The organism is Bradyrhizobium sp. URHD0069, assembly GCF_000701345.1.
Lineage (GTDB): Bacteria > Pseudomonadota > Alphaproteobacteria > Rhizobiales > Xanthobacteraceae > Bradyrhizobium.
The window spans coordinates 72450-87333 of the sequence record NZ_JNIJ01000015.1 but is presented as its reverse complement, the minus strand read 5'-3'; the positions used below and the strand labels follow the sequence as shown (position 1 = coordinate 87333).

Here is a 14884-nt window from a genome sequence, read left to right as displayed (position 1 = left end):
CAAGTCGCCATCCTTCGAGACGCGCGCACGAGCGCGCCCCTCAGGATGAGGTTAGAAGGAGCCGCTAGCTCGCTCCCATCCGCTTGGTGAAGGCCTCGACATTGACGAGGCCGCGGGCGTGGCTGCCCTCGCCGAGGCGACGTTCGCCGTCGAACGCCTCGACCTCGAAACGGATCACCCGGCGCTCGACCGCGATTACCCGCGCGGTGGTCCGCACCAGCGCGCCGACCGCGGATGCGGCGAGGTGGCGGATGTCGACTTCAGTGCCGACCGTGACCCAGCCCGGCTCGAGATAGCGGTTGATGGCGTCGCCGGACGTCATCTCCATTTCCAAAATCATCATCGGGGTCGCATAGACCATCGGCATGCCCCGGACAAAATGGCCGACGGTACGCTCGGGCGGCACCACCAGCGTGCGCTCGGCGCTCATGCCGATCTTGATGACATCACGTGCATCCATGGATTTGTCCAAGAAACGCGCCACACAACAAGTCGTCCCGGCGAACGCCGGGAGCCATACCGCCTGATGTCGCATGAGCGCCGGGAGGCCGACGCCTTCCAAAAAATCAACGCCTGTGGTTATGGGTCCCCCCAGTGGAGAGAACTCGCTGCTACTTCTTCGCTGCGGCGGCGCGCTCAACAAAAGTTTTGCCGCCCTTCATCTTGTGCGCCAGTGGCGCCTCGTTGATCTGGATGACGACGGCGTCGGCGTCGACGCCGAGGTTCTTCACCAGCGCCTGCGTGATGTCGCGCATCATGCCGGCCTTCTGCTCATCGGTGCGGCCGGCGGCCATGCTGACGGTAATTTCAGGCATTCTTGTCACTCCCTTTGCTTTTGCTAAGAACACAACCCTCTTGCTGAAGGCTATTCACTTCGCGCCATGAAGCACAAGCGCTGCATCTTGCACTGACGTCATCATCCGCGAAAGCGGATGATCCAGTATTACGTGACGGAATTGTTCAATTGCAATGCCCCGGAATACTGGATGCCTGCTTTCGCGGACATGACGGCTTGAGCTATTTCCACTTCACTCCATGCTTATCGAGAATCTTGCGGACTTCGTTGACCAGCACGGATTGCGGCACCTTGGTTTGGGCCTCGCCCTGCTTCTGCAGATATTCGTCGCGATCTTTTTCGAGTTTCGCCAACTCGGCTCCAAGGATTAGATCCTTCAGCAAAACCTGCGGCCCCGCAGGATCGTCTTTTTCGTCGGAGCCCTGAATGATCACGCAAGGCGAATTGCGGCGGTCAGCATATTTGAGTTGGTTGCCCATGTTTTTGGGATTGCCGAGATAGAGCTCGGCGCGAATGTTGGCGTTGCGCAAGGCCGCGACCATCTGCTGGTAGTCGGTGATGCGATCGCGGTCGAACACGGTAACGACCACAGGGCCGAACTCCGGCGTGGTGTCGAGCTTGCCCAACATCGTCAGCGCGGCCTGCAGCCGCGACACTCCGATGGAGAATCCGGTCGCCGGCACCGGCTCGCCGCGGAAGCGCGAGACGAGACCGTCATAACGTCCACCGCCGCCGACCGAGCCGAAGCGCACCGGGCGGCCTTTTTCGTCTTTTGTCTCGAGCGTGAGTTCTACTTCGTAGACCGGGCCGGTGTAATATTCGAGGCCACGGACGACAGTTGGATCGATACGAATTTGGTCGTCTCTATATCCGCCTGCTGAAACAAGGCCCCGGATCAGGTCGAGTTCATCAATGCCCTGCCGCGAAGTGTCATTGTCCCCGTAATGGTGGCGGAGCATCTCAATCAATCCGGCGTAGGAATAGGACATCGGCACCGTTGGTCCAGATGCATCGATCAAGGAAGATTCCGGAAGTACTGATGGGGTCGAGAGTAGAAAGAGCAGTCCCACTAGCTGCTCTATTGCCCAACTTTCTAAACCAGCGCCTTTGGTAAAATCGCCGCTCTCGTCCTTGCGTCCTTCGCCAAGTAGTTGCCTGACGCCGACCAAGCCGAGCCGATCGTACTTGTCGATCGCCCTTAGGACCGTCAGCCTTCGCCTCGCATTCTCATCGCCACCAAGCCCGAGACTCTCCATCACCCCATCAAGAATCTTGCGGTTATTCACCTTCACCACATAGCTGCCGCGCGGGATGCCCAGCGCTTCCATGGTGTCCGCGGCCATCATGCACATCTCGGCATCAGCCGCAGGCGACGCGCTGCCCACCGTATCCGCATCGAACTGCATGAACTGCCGGAAACGTCCCGGCCCCGGCTTCTCGTTGCGATAGACGTAGCCTTCGCGGTAGCTGCGGTAGGGTTTTGGCAGGTGATCGAAATTTTCCGCAACGTAGCGCGCCAGCGGCGCGGTCAGGTCGTAGCGCAAGCTGATCCACTGCTCGTCGTCGTCCTGGAACGAAAACACGCCCTCGTTGGGCCGGTCCTGATCGGGCAGGAATTTGCCGAGCGCGTCGGTATATTCCATCGCCGGGGTTTCGACCGGTTCAAACCCGTAGCGCTCATAGACCTCACGGATTTTCTCGACCATCGCCCGCGTCGCCGCGATCTCGGCGGGGCCGCGATCGGCGAGCCCGCGCGGCAGGCGGGCTCTCAATTTTTGCGGTTTTTTGGGTTTTTCGGCCATGGGCGGCGTTGGTACCAGCGCAGACGCGACGCGGCAACCTTGCTTACTCCCCCTCTCCCCCGCGGGAGAGCGGGAAGAAGCGCGCCTGTCGCGGAAGCGGCGGAATAATTCCGCCGCCGGTCACAGGACCTTTTTGATCCAGTTGTGCGGGTCGGCCGCGCGACCATACTGGATGTCGACCAGCTTCTTGCGCAGCCCCATGGCGACGGGGCCGGCCGCGCCGCCGCCAATGAGGAAATCGCCGCTCGCGGAACACACCTTGCCGATCGGCGAGATGACTGCCGCCGTGCCACAGGCGAAGGCCTCTTTCAGCTTTCCGCTGGCGGCGTCGGCGCGCCACTGGTCGATCGTGTAGGCCTCCTCGCGGACGCGCGCGCCGGAATCCTTCGCAAGCGCGATGATCGAATCGCGGGTGATGCCCGGCAGGATCGTGCCGAGCGGCGGCGTCAGCAGCGAACCGTCGTCGAACACAAAGAAGACGTTCATGCCGCCGAGTTCCTCGACGTAGCGCCGCTCGACCGCATCGAGGAAAACGACCTGATCGCAGCCGTGATCGATGGCCTCGGCCTGCGCGCGCAGGCTCGCGGCGTAATTGCCGCCGCATTTGACGGCGCCGGTGCCGCCGATCGCGGCGCGCGTGTAATTCTCCGACACCCAGATCGACACGGGCGCAGGTCCGCCCTTGAAATAGGAGCCGACCGGCGAGGCGATGACGGCGAAGATGTATTCCGCGGAAGGCTTCACTCCGAGGAAGACCTCGCTCGCGATCATGAAGGGCCGCAGGTAGAGACTGCCGTCGCCGCCTGGCATCCAGGCGCGGTCGATGCGCACGAGCTGCTCGACCGCTTCGATGAACACAGGCTCGGGCAGCGGCGCCATGGCCATGCGCTCAGCCGAATTGTGGAAGCGCCGGGCATTGGCGTCGGGACGGAACAGGTTCATGCCGCCGTCGTCGCGCTTGTAGGCCTTGAGGCCTTCGAAAATCTCCTGCGCGTAATGCAGGACGGCTGTAGCCGGATCGAGCGGGAAATTCGCGCGGGATTCGACGCGCGCGCCATGCCAGCCCTCCGCGTGATTGTAGCGGACCATAGCCATGTGATCAGTGAAAATCCGGCCGAAGCCCGGGTCCACGAGTCTGGCCGTGCGCTCCTTCTCAGGCGTCGGATTCGTCGCAGGCCGGATTTCGAACTTCACCCTTCCCGCTGTCGGAACCGGCGCAATTTCCGGCGCCGGCCTGTCGCTCCGGGCCTGCTCTAACGAAACTCCCATGGACGTATCTCCCGGATTGATGCTGTCCGCGCCTTAAAGCGGCGGCGTTGGTGGTGTGACGCCTAGCCTCGCCCACGCCGGTCTTTTAAGCCGGTTTCCGCTTTGGCGGAATGCGCGAAGTCCAGTATGTTTGCCAAAATGCCGCTCGACAATCGCGGTAGAAGAATTCACGGGCGGTCCCTTGCCTGCTGGTCTTGCTTTGGCTTTTCCGGTCGTTGGCCTGACGAAACGACTTAATATTTCGTCATGGCCGGTAGTTTTGTAACATTGAACCCAAGATATGTCAATATGGCTGACATAAATTTCTCGAGGGCCTCCGCTGATCCCGATTCGCGGGCGGCGGAGGCGCGCGCCCCGGCCCGGTCAACCGATTTGCGCTGGGATATTATCGAGCTGCTGTTCTTCGCCTACCGGGATTTCGTCGGCGACGCCGACCATGAGTTGGAGGCTTTCGGATTCGGCCGGGCGCATCACCGGGTGCTGCATTTCGTCCACCGCTATCCCGGTTTGAAGGTCGCCGACCTGCTCGACGTGCTGCGCATCACCAAGCAATCGCTGGGGCGGGTTCTCAAGCAACTGCTCGATCAAGGCTATATCGTGCAGAGGACCGGCAACGACGACCGGCGGCAACGCCTTCTTTTTGCCACCGCAAAAGGCGAGGCGCTGGTGGGCAAGCTCGCAGGCCTGCAGACCGATCGCATCGATCGTGCGCTGCGGGACATCGGACCGTCGGGCGCCGATACGGTCCGGCGGTTCCTGCGCGCGATGATCGATCACGATGATCCCGACAAGGTGCTGGAAACGATCCTCGCGACCGGCAACGCAACCGCAAAGGAATGATCGTGCCCGAGACTGCAACCCTCGCACGAGCACCGCGGCAACCGGCCGACGATGCCCCGCATCTGCTGCTGGTCGATGACGACCGCCGTATCCGCGATCTCTTGTCACGCTTTCTCTGCGGCGAAGGCTACCGCGTCAGCACGGCGATGAGCGCCAGCGACGCCCGCGCCAAGCTGCTCGGACTGCATTTCGATCTCTTGATTCTCGACGTGATGATGCCCGGCGAAACCGGTTTCGATCTGGCCCGCTTCATCCGCACCTCATCATCCGTGCCGATCATCATGCTGACTGCGCGCCATGAAGCCGAAGCCCGCATCGAGGGCCTGCAGATCGGCGCCGACGACTATGTCGCCAAGCCGTTCGAGCCGCGCGAACTGGTGCTGCGAATCGGCAATATCCTCAAGCGCACGACGCCGCCGCCGGTGGCCACGCTGGAGCAGGTCGCGTTCGGGCCTTACGTCTATCACCTCGACCGCGGCGAACTGCGCCAGGGCGACGAGGCCATTCATCTCACCGACCGCGAACGCGAGATGCTGCGCATTCTGGCGGTGACGCCAGGCGAGACCGTGCCGCGCAGTGCGCTGACCGGCGAGGGCACCGTCAACGAACGCGCGGTGGACGTCCAGATCAACCGGCTCCGGCGCAAGATCGAGCGCGATCCCGCCAATCCGCTGTTCCTGCAGGCGGTACGCGGCATCGGCTATCGCCTGGTCGCATCGCCCTGAGCAAAATCTGCATGAGCACGCTCGACACCGGCCTCACGCTGATCCGCACCGCCGCAGGTCGCGTCTCCGCGGCCAATGGCTGGATGGGCAACGCGTTCAAAAGCTGGATGCCGACGGGGCTTTATGCCCGCGCGCTGCTGATCATGATCGTTCCGATGGTGGTGCTGCAGTCGGTGGTGGCGTTCGTGTTCATGGAGCGGCACTGGAACACGGTGACGCGCCGGTTGTCGGCTGCGGTCGTGCAGGACATCGCCAGCCTGATCGACGTCTACAAGGGCTATCCGCAGGACAAGGACCGCGGGCAATTGCGGAGCATCGCCCAGCAACGGCTGGGGCTGGTGGTGGATTTCCTGCCCGTCGGCGACCTGCCCCCGCCCGGCCCAAAACCGTTTTTCTCGCTGCTTGACCAGACGCTCTCCGTTCAACTCGGCCGCCAAATTGCAAGACCGTTCTGGATCGACACCGTCGGCCGGTCCAATCTGGTGGAGATCCGGATTCAGCTCGACGATGCGGTGATGCGCATCTTCGCCCAGCGCAGCGCAGCCTATGCTTCGAATTCCGAGATTTTCCTGTTCTGGATGGTCGGCACCTCGTCGATCCTGCTGATCGTCGCGGTATTGTTCCTGCGCAACCAGATCAGGCCGATCCTGCGGCTGGCCGACGCCGCCGAAAGCTTCGGCAAGGGCCGCGAGGCGCCGAACTTCCGTCCGCGCGGGGCGCGGGAGGTACGTCGCGCCGCACAGGCGTTCCTCGAGATGAAATCGCGCATCGAGCGCACAATCGAGCAGCGCACCGCGATGCTGGCCGGCGTCTCGCACGATCTGCGCACCATTCTGACCCGCTTCAAGCTCGAACTGGCGCTGATTGGCGATAGCCCTGAAGTCGACGGCATGCGCAAGGACGTCGACGAGATGTCCGGCATGCTGGAGGCCTATCTCGCCTTCGCGCGCGGCGACAGCGGCGAGCACGCCCAGCCGACCGACATGGCACTGGCGCTGGAGGAATTACGCAGCGACGCCGAGCGCAATGGCCAGGCGGCGACCGTTGCGTTTCGCGGACTGCCTGTGGTGACCGTGAAGCCGGCGTCGTTCAAGCGCTGCCTTGGAAACCTGGTATCGAACGCGGCGCGGCACGCCAATGCCATCTCGATCACCGGCCACCGCGATCACCGCTATCTCACGGTCACGGTCGACGATGACGGTCCGGGCATTCCGCCCGAAATGCGCGAGGAAGTGTTCAAGCCGTTCCTGCGGCTGGACGATGCGCGCAACCAGGACGAGGGCGGCACCGGGCTTGGGCTCGCGATCGCCCGCGACATCGCGCGCTCGCATGGCGGCGACATCACGCTCGGCGACAGCCCGATGGGCGGGCTTCGCGCCACGGTGCGGATACCGGTGTAGGCGCCTCGCAGGGCAGCGGTGATAGACTCCTCCCTCTCTCTTGCGGGAGAGGTGGCCCGAGTCCGCGTTCGTCGATTGACCCGAAAACCCGAATTACCTCGGCAGCTGCTTGGGCATCATGCCTTTCAGCTTTTCCATGTCCTTGACGTTCATCTTCACGCCACCGGGCATCACTATATCACCCGGCTTCTGGTCGGCTTTGCAGGCACCAAGCCACTTCGCCTCGATGACGGTCGTGGAGTCGCGCGGCAGGCCGGCGGTGGCACCTTCGCTGTGCGACGTCGACTTGACGGTATAGGCGGAATCGAAATCGCCGGATATGTCGGCATGCGAGGTTATCGACGTGCCGCCGACGCTGCACACGGAATCAGTGACGTAGCCGGTAGCGGTCTTCTGGATGTCCTGTTTGGAACAGACATCTTTCGACATCGGCGAAAAGGCCGTGCCCATTTGCTTGTCGGTGGTCTCGTCGGTGCAATGCTGCATCGTCATTTCCGGCAGCGGCGAGCCGCTCCGCAGCATCTTCATTTCCCACAGGCCCGCCTTGCGAACCGGCATTTCTACCGCACGAGCCTCAAGCGCCAGCAGACAACAGCTTAAACAACATGCAAGAAGCTGTCGCGTCATGCTCCGCGCTCCCCGTTTGTAGTTCTGTGAGTTGGGATGATCCGGCTCAGTACCAGTCTGGTTCAGTACAAGCCGGTTCAGTACAAGCCGGTTCAGTACAAGGTGCGCAGCGGCCGTTCGCTGGCGCCATACGGCACCCAGCGGCAGGCGAAGGAAACGTAGCCGCCGTATTGAGCGTCGACTGCGAGGAATTTCACCACCTTGCCGTAAGAGGCGCAGTGATCGACCGCGAGCTGACGGGCATCGGTCTGGGTCGCCAGCTCATAGGCGATGATACCGCCGGTGTCGTTGCCCTTGAACGGCGGCACGGTGTCGGCCCGCACCGGCGTGCAGGCCAGCATCCCGCCTATGGCAACCAGGCTCACGGCCCCAATCTTTCGCATCGCAGACTCCCTTTGGCTCGCAGATACCTTAAAGCGCATCGGACGCCGTGGAAAGAACGGCCGGCGGTTCGATGCGGACTTTATCGGAAAGGTGTTGCCGCGTTGCACTTGACCTGGTCGGGGCTTCGCGGCACCGTCCGCGGGTTGGATCATCCGGCGGATTGCCCATGCGCGACCACTTCACACCCCTGAACAGACTCGGTCTGAGCGCCGCGCTCGGCGTCTTGCTCGGGCTGTTGGCCTTTGGCCAGCCGGCCCAGGCCGCCGAACCGTGGGAGCTGAACTTCTGGCTGTCCGGTCCACGCTATGACGGGCGGGTGGCCGAATGCCAGCGCGCGCTGGGGACCATCACCTACCAGTTCCAGGAGAAGGAAAGCACGTTCTGGAATTCTTCCCTGCAGATCACCGGCTACGCCCAGGTGCACGAAACCGCATTCCGGCCTTGGCAATCGGACAACATTCCGCGCCGTTATTGCAGCGCTAACGTCATGTTGAACGACGGCAAGCTGCGCACCGTGCATTATTCGATCATCGAGGATGGCGGCTTTGCCGGCTTCGGCCAGGGCGTAGAATGGTGCGTGACGGGACTTGATCGCAACTGGGCCTATAATCCCGCCTGCAAGTCCGCCCGGCCCTGATTTCCGGGCTTGGCGCTCCTCAAGCTAACAGCACCATCCTGGCAATAGAGGCCCGCTCCGGCCTCTGTTCTATTTTGTTCTTGAAATGTTCTTTTCGCCTGCTAGGCTCCCGGTCGGTCGAGTAGAGGGGCGCCACCATGTTTTACTTTCCAAGGACTTTGATTTCCCGGTTTTTGATCTCGTTTGGTCTCCTCGCCATTGCGGCACTGACCGGCATCGCCGAGCCGGTGTCGGCGCAGGATCGCCGGCAGAATGCACCCGGCGAGTTTGACTATTACGTACTGTCGCTGTCGTGGTCGCCATCCTACTGCGAGGAAGCTTCCGAGCGCGGCGGCAGCGGGCGTTCGCAGCAGATCCAGTGTGCCGGGCGGCCGTTTTCCTTCGTGGTCCACGGCCTGTGGCCGCAATACGAGCATGGCTTTCCCAACTACTGCCAGCGACCGTCGCCGCGGCTCGACCGCAATATCATGTCGTCGATGCTGGATCTGATGCCGGCGCCCGGACTGATTTTCAATGAGTGGGACAAGCACGGTACCTGCTCGGGACTGGGCGCGCGGGCCTATTTCGAGACCATCCGAAAGGCGCGCTCCGCCGTGAAGATTCCCGAAGAGTATCTCGAGCTATCCGCTCCGAAGAGCGTTCCGCCCGCCGAGATCGAGGACGCCTTCCTCAAGGTCAATCCCGGCCTCAGCAAGTCCGCGATCGCCGTAACCTGCAGCAAAACACGGCTCAGCGAAGTGCGGATCTGCATGAGCAAGGATCTGCAGTTCCGTGCCTGCGAGGAGATCGATCGCCGGGCTTGCCGGCGCGAACAGGTGGTGATGCCGCCGATCCGGGGCGGCTAAGGCGTTTCGTCGTCGTTGCGAGGAGCGTAAGCGACGAAGCAATCGGTTCGAGCCGGCGCTGTCGCTGGAATGCTTCGTCGAACCAGTCATCGGGCGGCGCTTTGCGCCGGCCGGTTGGCTCGCAATGACGCGGGTTACTTTCCCTCGCCCGATGTCGTAACTCCTTCCGATGAACTATCGTCACGCCTTTCATGCTGGCGGCTTTGCCGATGTCATCAAGCACATCGTGCTGGTGCGCATGCTCACCTATCTGCAGGACAAGCCGGCGGCGTTTCGCGTCATCGACACCCATGCCGGCGCGGGCGTCTACGATCTCACCGGCGATGAAGCGGGCCGCGGCGGCGAGTGGCTGACCGGCATCGCGCGGCTGATGCAGGCCCGATTTTCGGAAAACGCTGCGCCGCTGGTGCAGCCCTATCTCGATATCGTCAGAGCCTTCAACCCGCAGCGCGACTTGCAGGCCTATCCGGGGTCGCCGTTGATCGCGCGCGCGCTGCTGCGCCCGCAGGACCGCCTGACGGCGTGCGAGGTCGAACCGAAAGCACGCAAGCGCCTGATCGACGCGCTGCGCCGCGACACCCAGGCTCGCGTTGTCGACCTCGATGGCTGGATGGCGTTGCCGGCGTTCGTGCCGCCGAAAGAACGCCGCGGCCTGGTGCTGATAGACCCGCCTTTTGAGGCGAAGGACGAGTTTGAACGTTTGGCCGCAGGCTTCGCGCAAGCCTTCGCGAAATGGCCGACCGGCAGCTATTTGCTCTGGTATCCGGTGAAAAGCCGCCGCGCCACCGACGGCCTGGCGCGGCAGGTCGCCGAAATTACCGGCGCCGGCGCGCCGCCGGGGAAATGCCTGCGCCTGGAGTTCAGCGTCGCGCCGCAATCCGCAGCGGCCGGCCTGCAATCGGCGGGTCTTCTGATCGTCAACCCACCCTGGACGCTGGCGGGTGAACTCAGGGCAATCCTCCCCGAGCTCGAGAAGCCGCTCGGTCAGGGCGGCGCCGGCCGGTTCAGGCTTGAGACGCCCAAAGCCTAGCCTGGCAACCGGAATGTTAAGGCCCAGCGAAAGTCCGATTTGAACCGTAGGCAATTTGCCGGGAACCGTATTATGCTTAAGTCTATTGGACCGGCTTTACGTTCCGCTTCCGCGAATGGTAGCGGCGGAGTGACGACGCCTCAAATTTTTTTAAGGTGGATCGGCGTTCGTCACGTGATCCGCCCAGGTGGCCGAGCTTTCCGGCAGCGAAATTTCCGGTCGGACCGCTACGCGGGCGCGTAGCGGCGGAGCAGTACGGGGGAGGAGTTTCCCGATGGCCATGACTGGGACAGTCAAGTTCTTCAACGGAGAACGCGGCTATGGCTTCATCAAACCCGATGACGGCGGCCGCGATGTGTTCGTTCACATTACCGCGGTCGAGCGTGCGGGGTTGAAGGATCTGATCGAAGGACAGCGCATCACATTCGAGGTTGAACCGGACAAAAAGGGCAAAGGGCCCAAGGCGGTTAACCTGGTGATTTCATCTTGAGAAGCGCGTCTCGCAAAAAAAATCCCGGCCGCGAAGCGGCCGGGAGGTTGGGATTATGATGTTTTCTTGTTGCTATCAGAAACGATAGTTCACGCCGGCCCGCAGCAGTCCGAACTGGTAGGCGTTCGGTGCGCGGGTGATGGTGAAGTTGCTGCTGGCGAGATCGATAAAGAGAAATTCGACCTTGGCGCTCCAGTTCGGGGCGAAGAGGAATTCGGCACCGACGCCCGCGGTCCAGCCCGCATTGGTGTGAGATTCCGACAGGCCGAATGTCTCGCCGCGCAATTCGCCGAATGCCAGACCGCCGGTGCCGTAAACCAAGATGTTGCTGAAAGCGTAGCCGGCGCGGCCGCGCACCGTGCCGAACCACGGGTTCGAAAACTTCCAGGGCGCAAATGTCTCTTCAGCGCCGGTGGCCTGGATGTCGGCTTCGACGCCGAGCACCCACGGTCCGGGTTGCCAGTTGTAACCGGCCTGGACGCCGCCCACGACACCCGACGGTTCGATCCGACTATGATCGACCGAACCCCAGGCGTAGCCGAGATTGACGCCGAGATAAGGACCGGCCCAGCTATAGCCATTGAGGAGCGGTTGCTGGACGGTGTAGGGAGCGCCCGAGCCGTAAAGTTCGGCTGCCTGCGTCGACGCCGTCCAGCCTGCAGCGATCAAGGCGACGGCGCCTGATACGAACCTCTTCATGCTACTCTCCCGACGCAACTGCCGTCACCGCCGGTTCGCATGCCGAATGCGATCCGATGGTTACGAATTCCAGCTTTTTCCGATAAGATTTATCGAGACCTTTAAGTTAAAGGCTCGTTAAGGCCTGTTCCCGGCTGCTTCGCATTCCTAAGAAAGCATTACGATTGCCCCCGGCGCGGCCGGTTTGCCATCGACTGCCAACGCGCTGGCGATGCACGACGCCGGCGCTTAAGTTTAGGCCCATGGATCAAGATTCTACCGACAACCCGAAGGTATCAGGCCGGCGGATGACGCGGCCGCGGTCCGAACCGGGTCCCCAGCAGCCGGATTTGCCGCCGCCGGACCCCACCTCCGCGGATATCGACCCCGCCACGGCCAGCGCCGACGAGGACGATGAGGCGCGGCTTCCGGAAGTCCCCGAGGAGGCAAACGAGGCGATACTCGAAGGCCCACTGGCGGTCGGCCACGCCGCAATCGAACGCGCGGTGCGCCTCGCCCCGAGCTCGCCCGGCGTTTATCGCATGCTCAACGCGGCGAACGACGTGCTCTATGTCGGCAAGGCGAAAAACGTACGCAAGCGGCTTGCTTCTTACGCCAGGGTGACGGCGGTCCAGCCGGCGCGCATCATGCGCATGATCGCCGCCACCGTGGCGATCGAGATCGTGTCCACCTCGACCGAAACCGAGGCGTTGCTGCTCGAAGCCAACCTGATCAAACAGCTGCGTCCGCGCTTCAACGTGCAATTGCGCGATGACAAGTCGTTTCCCTACATTCTGATCACGGGCGATCATTGGGCGCCGCAGATTCTCAAGCACCGCGGCGCGCAAACCCGGCCCGGCCGATATTTCGGACCGTTCGCTTCGGCGGGCGCGGTCAATCGCACCATCACGGCACTGCAGCGCGCCTTTTTGATTCGCTCCTGCACCGATGCGTTTTTTGAAAGCCGCACCCGGCCCTGCCTGCTCTACCAGATCCGCCGGTGTTCGGGACCTTGTACCAGCGAGATCGATTTTCCCGGCTATACTGAACTGGTGCGCGAGGCGAAGGATTTCCTTTCCGGCCGCAGCCATCTGGTGAAGCAGGAACTCGCGGGCGAAATGGAAAAGGCCTCGGACGAACTCGCGTTTGAAACGGCGGCGCTTTACCGCGACCGCCTCGCAGCGCTCTCGGCGATCCAGTCGCAGCAGGGCATCAATCCGCGAACGGTGGAGGAAGCCGACGTGTTCGCCATCCATCAAGAAGGCGGATATTCCTGCGTCGAAGTCTTCTTCTTTCGCACCGGACAGAACTGGGGCAACCGCGCCTATTTTCCGCGCGCGGAGAGGTCGTTCACGCCGGAAGAGGTACTGGCCTCGTTCCTCGCGCAGTTCTACGACGACAAGCCACCACCGAAACTCATCCTGCTGTCGCACCAGATCGAGGAATGCGATCTCCTGGCCAACGCGCTCTCGATCAAGGCAGGCTTCAAGGTGGAAATCTCGATACCTCAGCGCGGCGAAAAGAAGGAATTGATCGCGCACGCGCTCACCAACGCGCGCGAGGCGCTCGGCCGCAAGCTCGCCGATACGGCAACCCAAAGCCGGCTCCTGCAGGGGCTGGTCACCACGCTCGGACTGCCGCATCCGCCGAAGCGGATCGAAGTCTACGACAACAGCCACATCCAGGGCACCAACGCGGTGGGCGCCATGATCGTGGCGGGGCCGGACGGCTTCATCAAAAACCAGTATCGCAAGTTCAACATCAAATCCGAAGGCCTGACGCCGGGCGACGATTACGCGATGATGCGCGAGGTGCTGCAGCGGCGCTTCAAGCGGCTGTTGACGCCGCCAGCGGAAGCCGACTCGGCGAAACCCAAAACGGATGACGATTCGTTCCCGCAATGGCCCGACCTCGTGATCATCGATGGCGGCCGCGGTCAGCTCAACGCGGTTAAGGAAATCTTTGACGGGCTCGGGTTGGCGCAGGTGTCGCTGCTGGCGGTCGCCAAGGGTCCGGACCGCGACGCCGGCCGCGAAACCCTGTTCATGCCGGGCCGCGAGCCGCTCAAGCTCGAGCCGCGCGACCCCGTGCTGTACTTCATTCAGCGGCTGCGCGACGAAGCGCATCGCTTCGTGATCGGCTCGCACCGCAAGCTGCGTAAGAAGGACATTCGCGAAGCGGGCTTGCAGGAGATTCCCGGCATCGGCCCGTCGCGCAAACGCGCCTTGCTGCACCATTTCGGAACTTTGAAGGAGATCGAACGGGCCTCGATCGCCGATCTCGGCAAGGTTCCAGGCGTCAGCGCGGAAAGTGCGCGCAAGATCTTCGAATTTTTCCACACCCAGCCGAACTAGTGGTGAGTTTCACGTTACATTTGCATTATCTGCATTATCTATCTGCATTATCCCCAGCAGATCGTGCGCCCGGCACGGTTGACCTTCATGCTTCAGCAGTATTGGTAAGACGGATGAACATCGCGACAACAAGGGCGGCAACGAAGAGTTCGTGGTCCCTCCCGAATATCCTGACCTATGCGCGAATCGCCGCCATCCCGGTGGTGGTCGGCTGCATCTATGCGCAGGCCATCATGGACGGACCGCTGTGGTTGCGGTGGGTGGCGCTGGCCGTGTTCATTGCCGCCGGAGTTACTGATTTTCTCGATGGCTACTATGCGCGAATCTGGGACCAGCAGTCGGCGTTCGGCCGGATGCTCGACCCGATCGCCGACAAGCTCCTGGTCGCATCCTGCCTATTGATGCTGGCGGCGGACGGCATCATTCACGGCTGGACCCTGTGGGCCGCCATCGTGATCCTGTGCCGCGAAATTCTGGTGTCGGGCTTGCGGGAATATCTCGCCGCGCTGCGCGTCAGCGTGCCCGTGACCAAGCTCGCGAAGTGGAAGACGACGGTGCAGCTGGTCGCGATCGGGTTTCTGCTCGCCGGCGAGGCCGGCGATATGGTGGTCCCGGTCGTCACCCAGGCAGGCCTCCTGCTGCTGTGGATCTCGGCGATTGTCACCATCTATACCGGCTGGGACTATTTCCGCGCCGGCATCCATCACCTCATCGAGGAGGACGAGGGATGAAGGTCAAATATTTCGCCTGGCTGCGCGAACGGGTCGGCAAGGCTGAGGAAATGATCGAGCCGCCGGCGAGCGTGCGCACCGTCGACGATCTGATCGCATGGCTGGCGCAGCGGGACGAAACCTACGCCCACGCGTTCGAGACGCCGCGGGTCATCCGCGCGGCGATCGACCACGCCCACGTCAAGCCCGATGCGGTGATCGCCGGAGCCCGCGAGATTGCTTTTTTCCCACCGATGACCGGCGGCTAGAGCATGATCCGGAAAAGTGGGAACCGGT

General features: G+C 62.5%; 17 protein-coding genes. 10 read left to right on the top strand and 7 right to left on the bottom strand.

The window, feature by feature from the left end; translation table 11 throughout:
* Positions 1 to 64: 64 nt before the first annotated feature.
* The 4 genes from N554_RS0110035 to N554_RS0110020 form a co-directional block, all read right to left on the bottom strand.
* Entirely contained in the window at positions 65 to 460 is a 396-nt protein-coding gene (locus tag N554_RS0110035) for a thioesterase family protein (RefSeq protein WP_029583349.1), read from the bottom strand.
* A 151-nt stretch (positions 461 to 611) separates the two neighbouring features.
* Positions 612 to 815 (bottom strand): tautomerase family protein, encoded by a 204-nt coding sequence (locus N554_RS0110030; RefSeq protein WP_025590867.1) that lies wholly within the window; start codon positions 813 to 815, stop codon positions 612 to 614.
* A 202-nt stretch (positions 816 to 1017) separates the two neighbouring features.
* Positions 1018 to 2598, bottom strand: coding sequence for a histidine--tRNA ligase (gene hisS, locus N554_RS0110025; RefSeq protein ID WP_029583348.1), 1581 nt, complete (start codon positions 2596 to 2598; stop codon positions 1018 to 1020).
* A gap of 120 nt (positions 2599 to 2718) precedes the next feature.
* Positions 2719 to 3867 carry a branched-chain amino acid aminotransferase gene (locus tag N554_RS0110020; protein ID WP_371259471.1) on the bottom strand — a complete coding sequence of 383 codons (1149 nt, stop codon included), beginning with the start codon at positions 3865 to 3867 and terminating at the stop codon, positions 2719 to 2721.
* Positions 3868 to 4155: 288 nt separating this feature from the next.
* On the opposite strand from N554_RS0110020, the gene N554_RS0110015 reads away from it, so the two are divergent.
* The 3 genes from N554_RS0110015 to N554_RS0110005 are packed head-to-tail and all read left to right on the top strand — an operon-like array spanning position 4156 to position 6832.
* Positions 4156 to 4707 carry a MarR family winged helix-turn-helix transcriptional regulator gene (locus N554_RS0110015; protein WP_029583346.1) on the top strand — a complete coding sequence of 184 codons (552 nt, stop codon included), beginning with the start codon at positions 4156 to 4158 and terminating at the stop codon, positions 4705 to 4707.
* The gene (locus N554_RS0110010; protein WP_029583345.1) at positions 4704 to 5432 is read left to right on the top strand and encodes a response regulator; all 729 of its coding nucleotides are present in this window, start codon (positions 4704 to 4706) and stop codon (positions 5430 to 5432) included. The genes N554_RS0110015 and N554_RS0110010 overlap by 4 nt, the downstream gene beginning before the upstream one ends.
* A gap of 11 nt (positions 5433 to 5443) precedes the next feature.
* The gene (locus N554_RS0110005) at positions 5444 to 6832 is read left to right on the top strand and encodes an ATP-binding protein (protein ID WP_029583344.1); all 1389 of its coding nucleotides are present in this window, start codon (positions 5444 to 5446) and stop codon (positions 6830 to 6832) included.
* A gap of 93 nt (positions 6833 to 6925) precedes the next feature.
* Here the strand turns inward: N554_RS0110005 and N554_RS0110000 are convergent, their stop codons facing one another.
* On the bottom strand, positions 6926 to 7459 hold the full coding sequence (locus N554_RS0110000; RefSeq protein ID WP_029583343.1) for a DUF3617 domain-containing protein: 534 nt from the start codon (positions 7457 to 7459) through the stop codon (positions 6926 to 6928).
* 92 nt (positions 7460 to 7551) lie between these two features.
* Positions 7552 to 7842 carry a hypothetical protein gene (locus N554_RS0109995; protein ID WP_029583342.1) on the bottom strand — a complete coding sequence of 97 codons (291 nt, stop codon included), beginning with the start codon at positions 7840 to 7842 and terminating at the stop codon, positions 7552 to 7554.
* A gap of 167 nt (positions 7843 to 8009) precedes the next feature.
* Here N554_RS0109995 and N554_RS0109990 point away from each other — a divergent pair, with 167 nt between their 5' ends.
* The 4 genes from N554_RS0109990 to N554_RS0109970 all read left to right on the top strand — a co-directional run bounded on the left by N554_RS0109990 (position 8010) and on the right by N554_RS0109970 (position 10845).
* Positions 8010 to 8480, top strand: a complete 471-nt coding sequence (locus tag N554_RS0109990) for a hypothetical protein (protein WP_029583341.1) — start codon at positions 8010 to 8012, stop codon at positions 8478 to 8480.
* Between the two features lie 137 nt (positions 8481 to 8617).
* The gene (locus tag N554_RS0109980; protein WP_029583340.1) at positions 8618 to 9325 is read left to right on the top strand and encodes a ribonuclease T2 family protein; all 708 of its coding nucleotides are present in this window, start codon (positions 8618 to 8620) and stop codon (positions 9323 to 9325) included.
* Between the two features lie 169 nt (positions 9326 to 9494).
* Positions 9495 to 10355 (top strand): 23S rRNA (adenine(2030)-N(6))-methyltransferase RlmJ, encoded by an 861-nt coding sequence (locus N554_RS0109975; protein ID WP_029583339.1) that lies wholly within the window; start codon positions 9495 to 9497, stop codon positions 10353 to 10355.
* Between the two features lie 274 nt (positions 10356 to 10629).
* The gene (locus N554_RS0109970; protein ID WP_029583338.1) at positions 10630 to 10845 is read left to right on the top strand and encodes a cold-shock protein; all 216 of its coding nucleotides are present in this window, start codon (positions 10630 to 10632) and stop codon (positions 10843 to 10845) included.
* Positions 10846 to 10920: 75 nt separating this feature from the next.
* On the opposite strand, the gene N554_RS0109965 is transcribed toward N554_RS0109970, so the two are convergent.
* Entirely contained in the window at positions 10921 to 11544 is a 624-nt protein-coding gene (locus N554_RS0109965; RefSeq protein WP_029583337.1) for an outer membrane protein, read from the bottom strand.
* Positions 11545 to 11786: 242 nt separating this feature from the next.
* Here N554_RS0109965 and uvrC point away from each other — a divergent pair, with 242 nt between their 5' ends.
* From uvrC to moaD, 3 genes are all read left to right on the top strand, one after another.
* Complete coding sequence (uvrC, locus tag N554_RS0109960; protein WP_029583336.1) at positions 11787 to 13877, top strand: excinuclease ABC subunit UvrC; 2091 nt, start codon at positions 11787 to 11789, stop codon at positions 13875 to 13877.
* A 113-nt stretch (positions 13878 to 13990) separates the two neighbouring features.
* Positions 13991 to 14608, top strand: coding sequence for a CDP-diacylglycerol--glycerol-3-phosphate 3-phosphatidyltransferase (pgsA, locus tag N554_RS0109955; protein WP_029583335.1), 618 nt, complete (start codon positions 13991 to 13993; stop codon positions 14606 to 14608).
* On the top strand, positions 14605 to 14856 hold the full coding sequence (gene moaD, locus N554_RS0109950; protein ID WP_029583334.1) for a molybdopterin converting factor subunit 1: 252 nt from the start codon (positions 14605 to 14607) through the stop codon (positions 14854 to 14856). The genes pgsA and moaD overlap by 4 nt, the downstream gene beginning before the upstream one ends.
* The last annotated feature ends 28 nt before the right edge of the window (positions 14857 to 14884 follow it).

What these genes read in the sequence shown, in the direction of transcription:
- N554_RS0110035 (WP_029583349.1), bottom strand. Translation starts at nt 460, where the DNA reads ATGGATGCACGTGATGTCATCAAGATCGGCATGAGCGCCGAGCGCACG.
- N554_RS0110030 (WP_025590867.1), bottom strand. Translation starts at nt 815, where the DNA reads ATGCCTGAAATTACCGTCAGCATGGCCGCCGGCCGCACCGATGAGCAG.
- hisS (WP_029583348.1), bottom strand. Translation starts at nt 2,598, where the DNA reads ATGGCCGAAAAACCCAAAAAACCGCAAAAATTGAGAGCCCGCCTGCCG.
- N554_RS0110020 (WP_371259471.1), bottom strand. Translation starts at nt 3,867, where the DNA reads ATGGGAGTTTCGTTAGAGCAGGCCCGGAGCGACAGGCCGGCGCCGGAA.
- N554_RS0110015 (WP_029583346.1), top strand. Translation starts at nt 4,156, where the DNA reads ATGGCTGACATAAATTTCTCGAGGGCCTCCGCTGATCCCGATTCGCGG.
- N554_RS0110010 (WP_029583345.1), top strand. Translation starts at nt 4,704, where the DNA reads ATGATCGTGCCCGAGACTGCAACCCTCGCACGAGCACCGCGGCAACCG.
- N554_RS0110005 (WP_029583344.1), top strand. Translation starts at nt 5,444, where the DNA reads ATGAGCACGCTCGACACCGGCCTCACGCTGATCCGCACCGCCGCAGGT.
- N554_RS0110000 (WP_029583343.1), bottom strand. Translation starts at nt 7,459, where the DNA reads ATGACGCGACAGCTTCTTGCATGTTGTTTAAGCTGTTGTCTGCTGGCG.
- N554_RS0109995 (WP_029583342.1), bottom strand. Translation starts at nt 7,842, where the DNA reads ATGCGAAAGATTGGGGCCGTGAGCCTGGTTGCCATAGGCGGGATGCTG.
- N554_RS0109990 (WP_029583341.1), top strand. Translation starts at nt 8,010, where the DNA reads ATGCGCGACCACTTCACACCCCTGAACAGACTCGGTCTGAGCGCCGCG.
- N554_RS0109980 (WP_029583340.1), top strand. Translation starts at nt 8,618, where the DNA reads ATGTTTTACTTTCCAAGGACTTTGATTTCCCGGTTTTTGATCTCGTTT.
- N554_RS0109975 (WP_029583339.1), top strand. Translation starts at nt 9,495, where the DNA reads ATGAACTATCGTCACGCCTTTCATGCTGGCGGCTTTGCCGATGTCATC.
- N554_RS0109970 (WP_029583338.1), top strand. Translation starts at nt 10,630, where the DNA reads ATGGCCATGACTGGGACAGTCAAGTTCTTCAACGGAGAACGCGGCTAT.
- N554_RS0109965 (WP_029583337.1), bottom strand. Translation starts at nt 11,544, where the DNA reads ATGAAGAGGTTCGTATCAGGCGCCGTCGCCTTGATCGCTGCAGGCTGG.
- uvrC (WP_029583336.1), top strand. Translation starts at nt 11,787, where the DNA reads ATGGATCAAGATTCTACCGACAACCCGAAGGTATCAGGCCGGCGGATG.
- pgsA (WP_029583335.1), top strand. Translation starts at nt 13,991, where the DNA reads ATGAACATCGCGACAACAAGGGCGGCAACGAAGAGTTCGTGGTCCCTC.
- moaD (WP_029583334.1), top strand. Translation starts at nt 14,605, where the DNA reads ATGAAGGTCAAATATTTCGCCTGGCTGCGCGAACGGGTCGGCAAGGCT.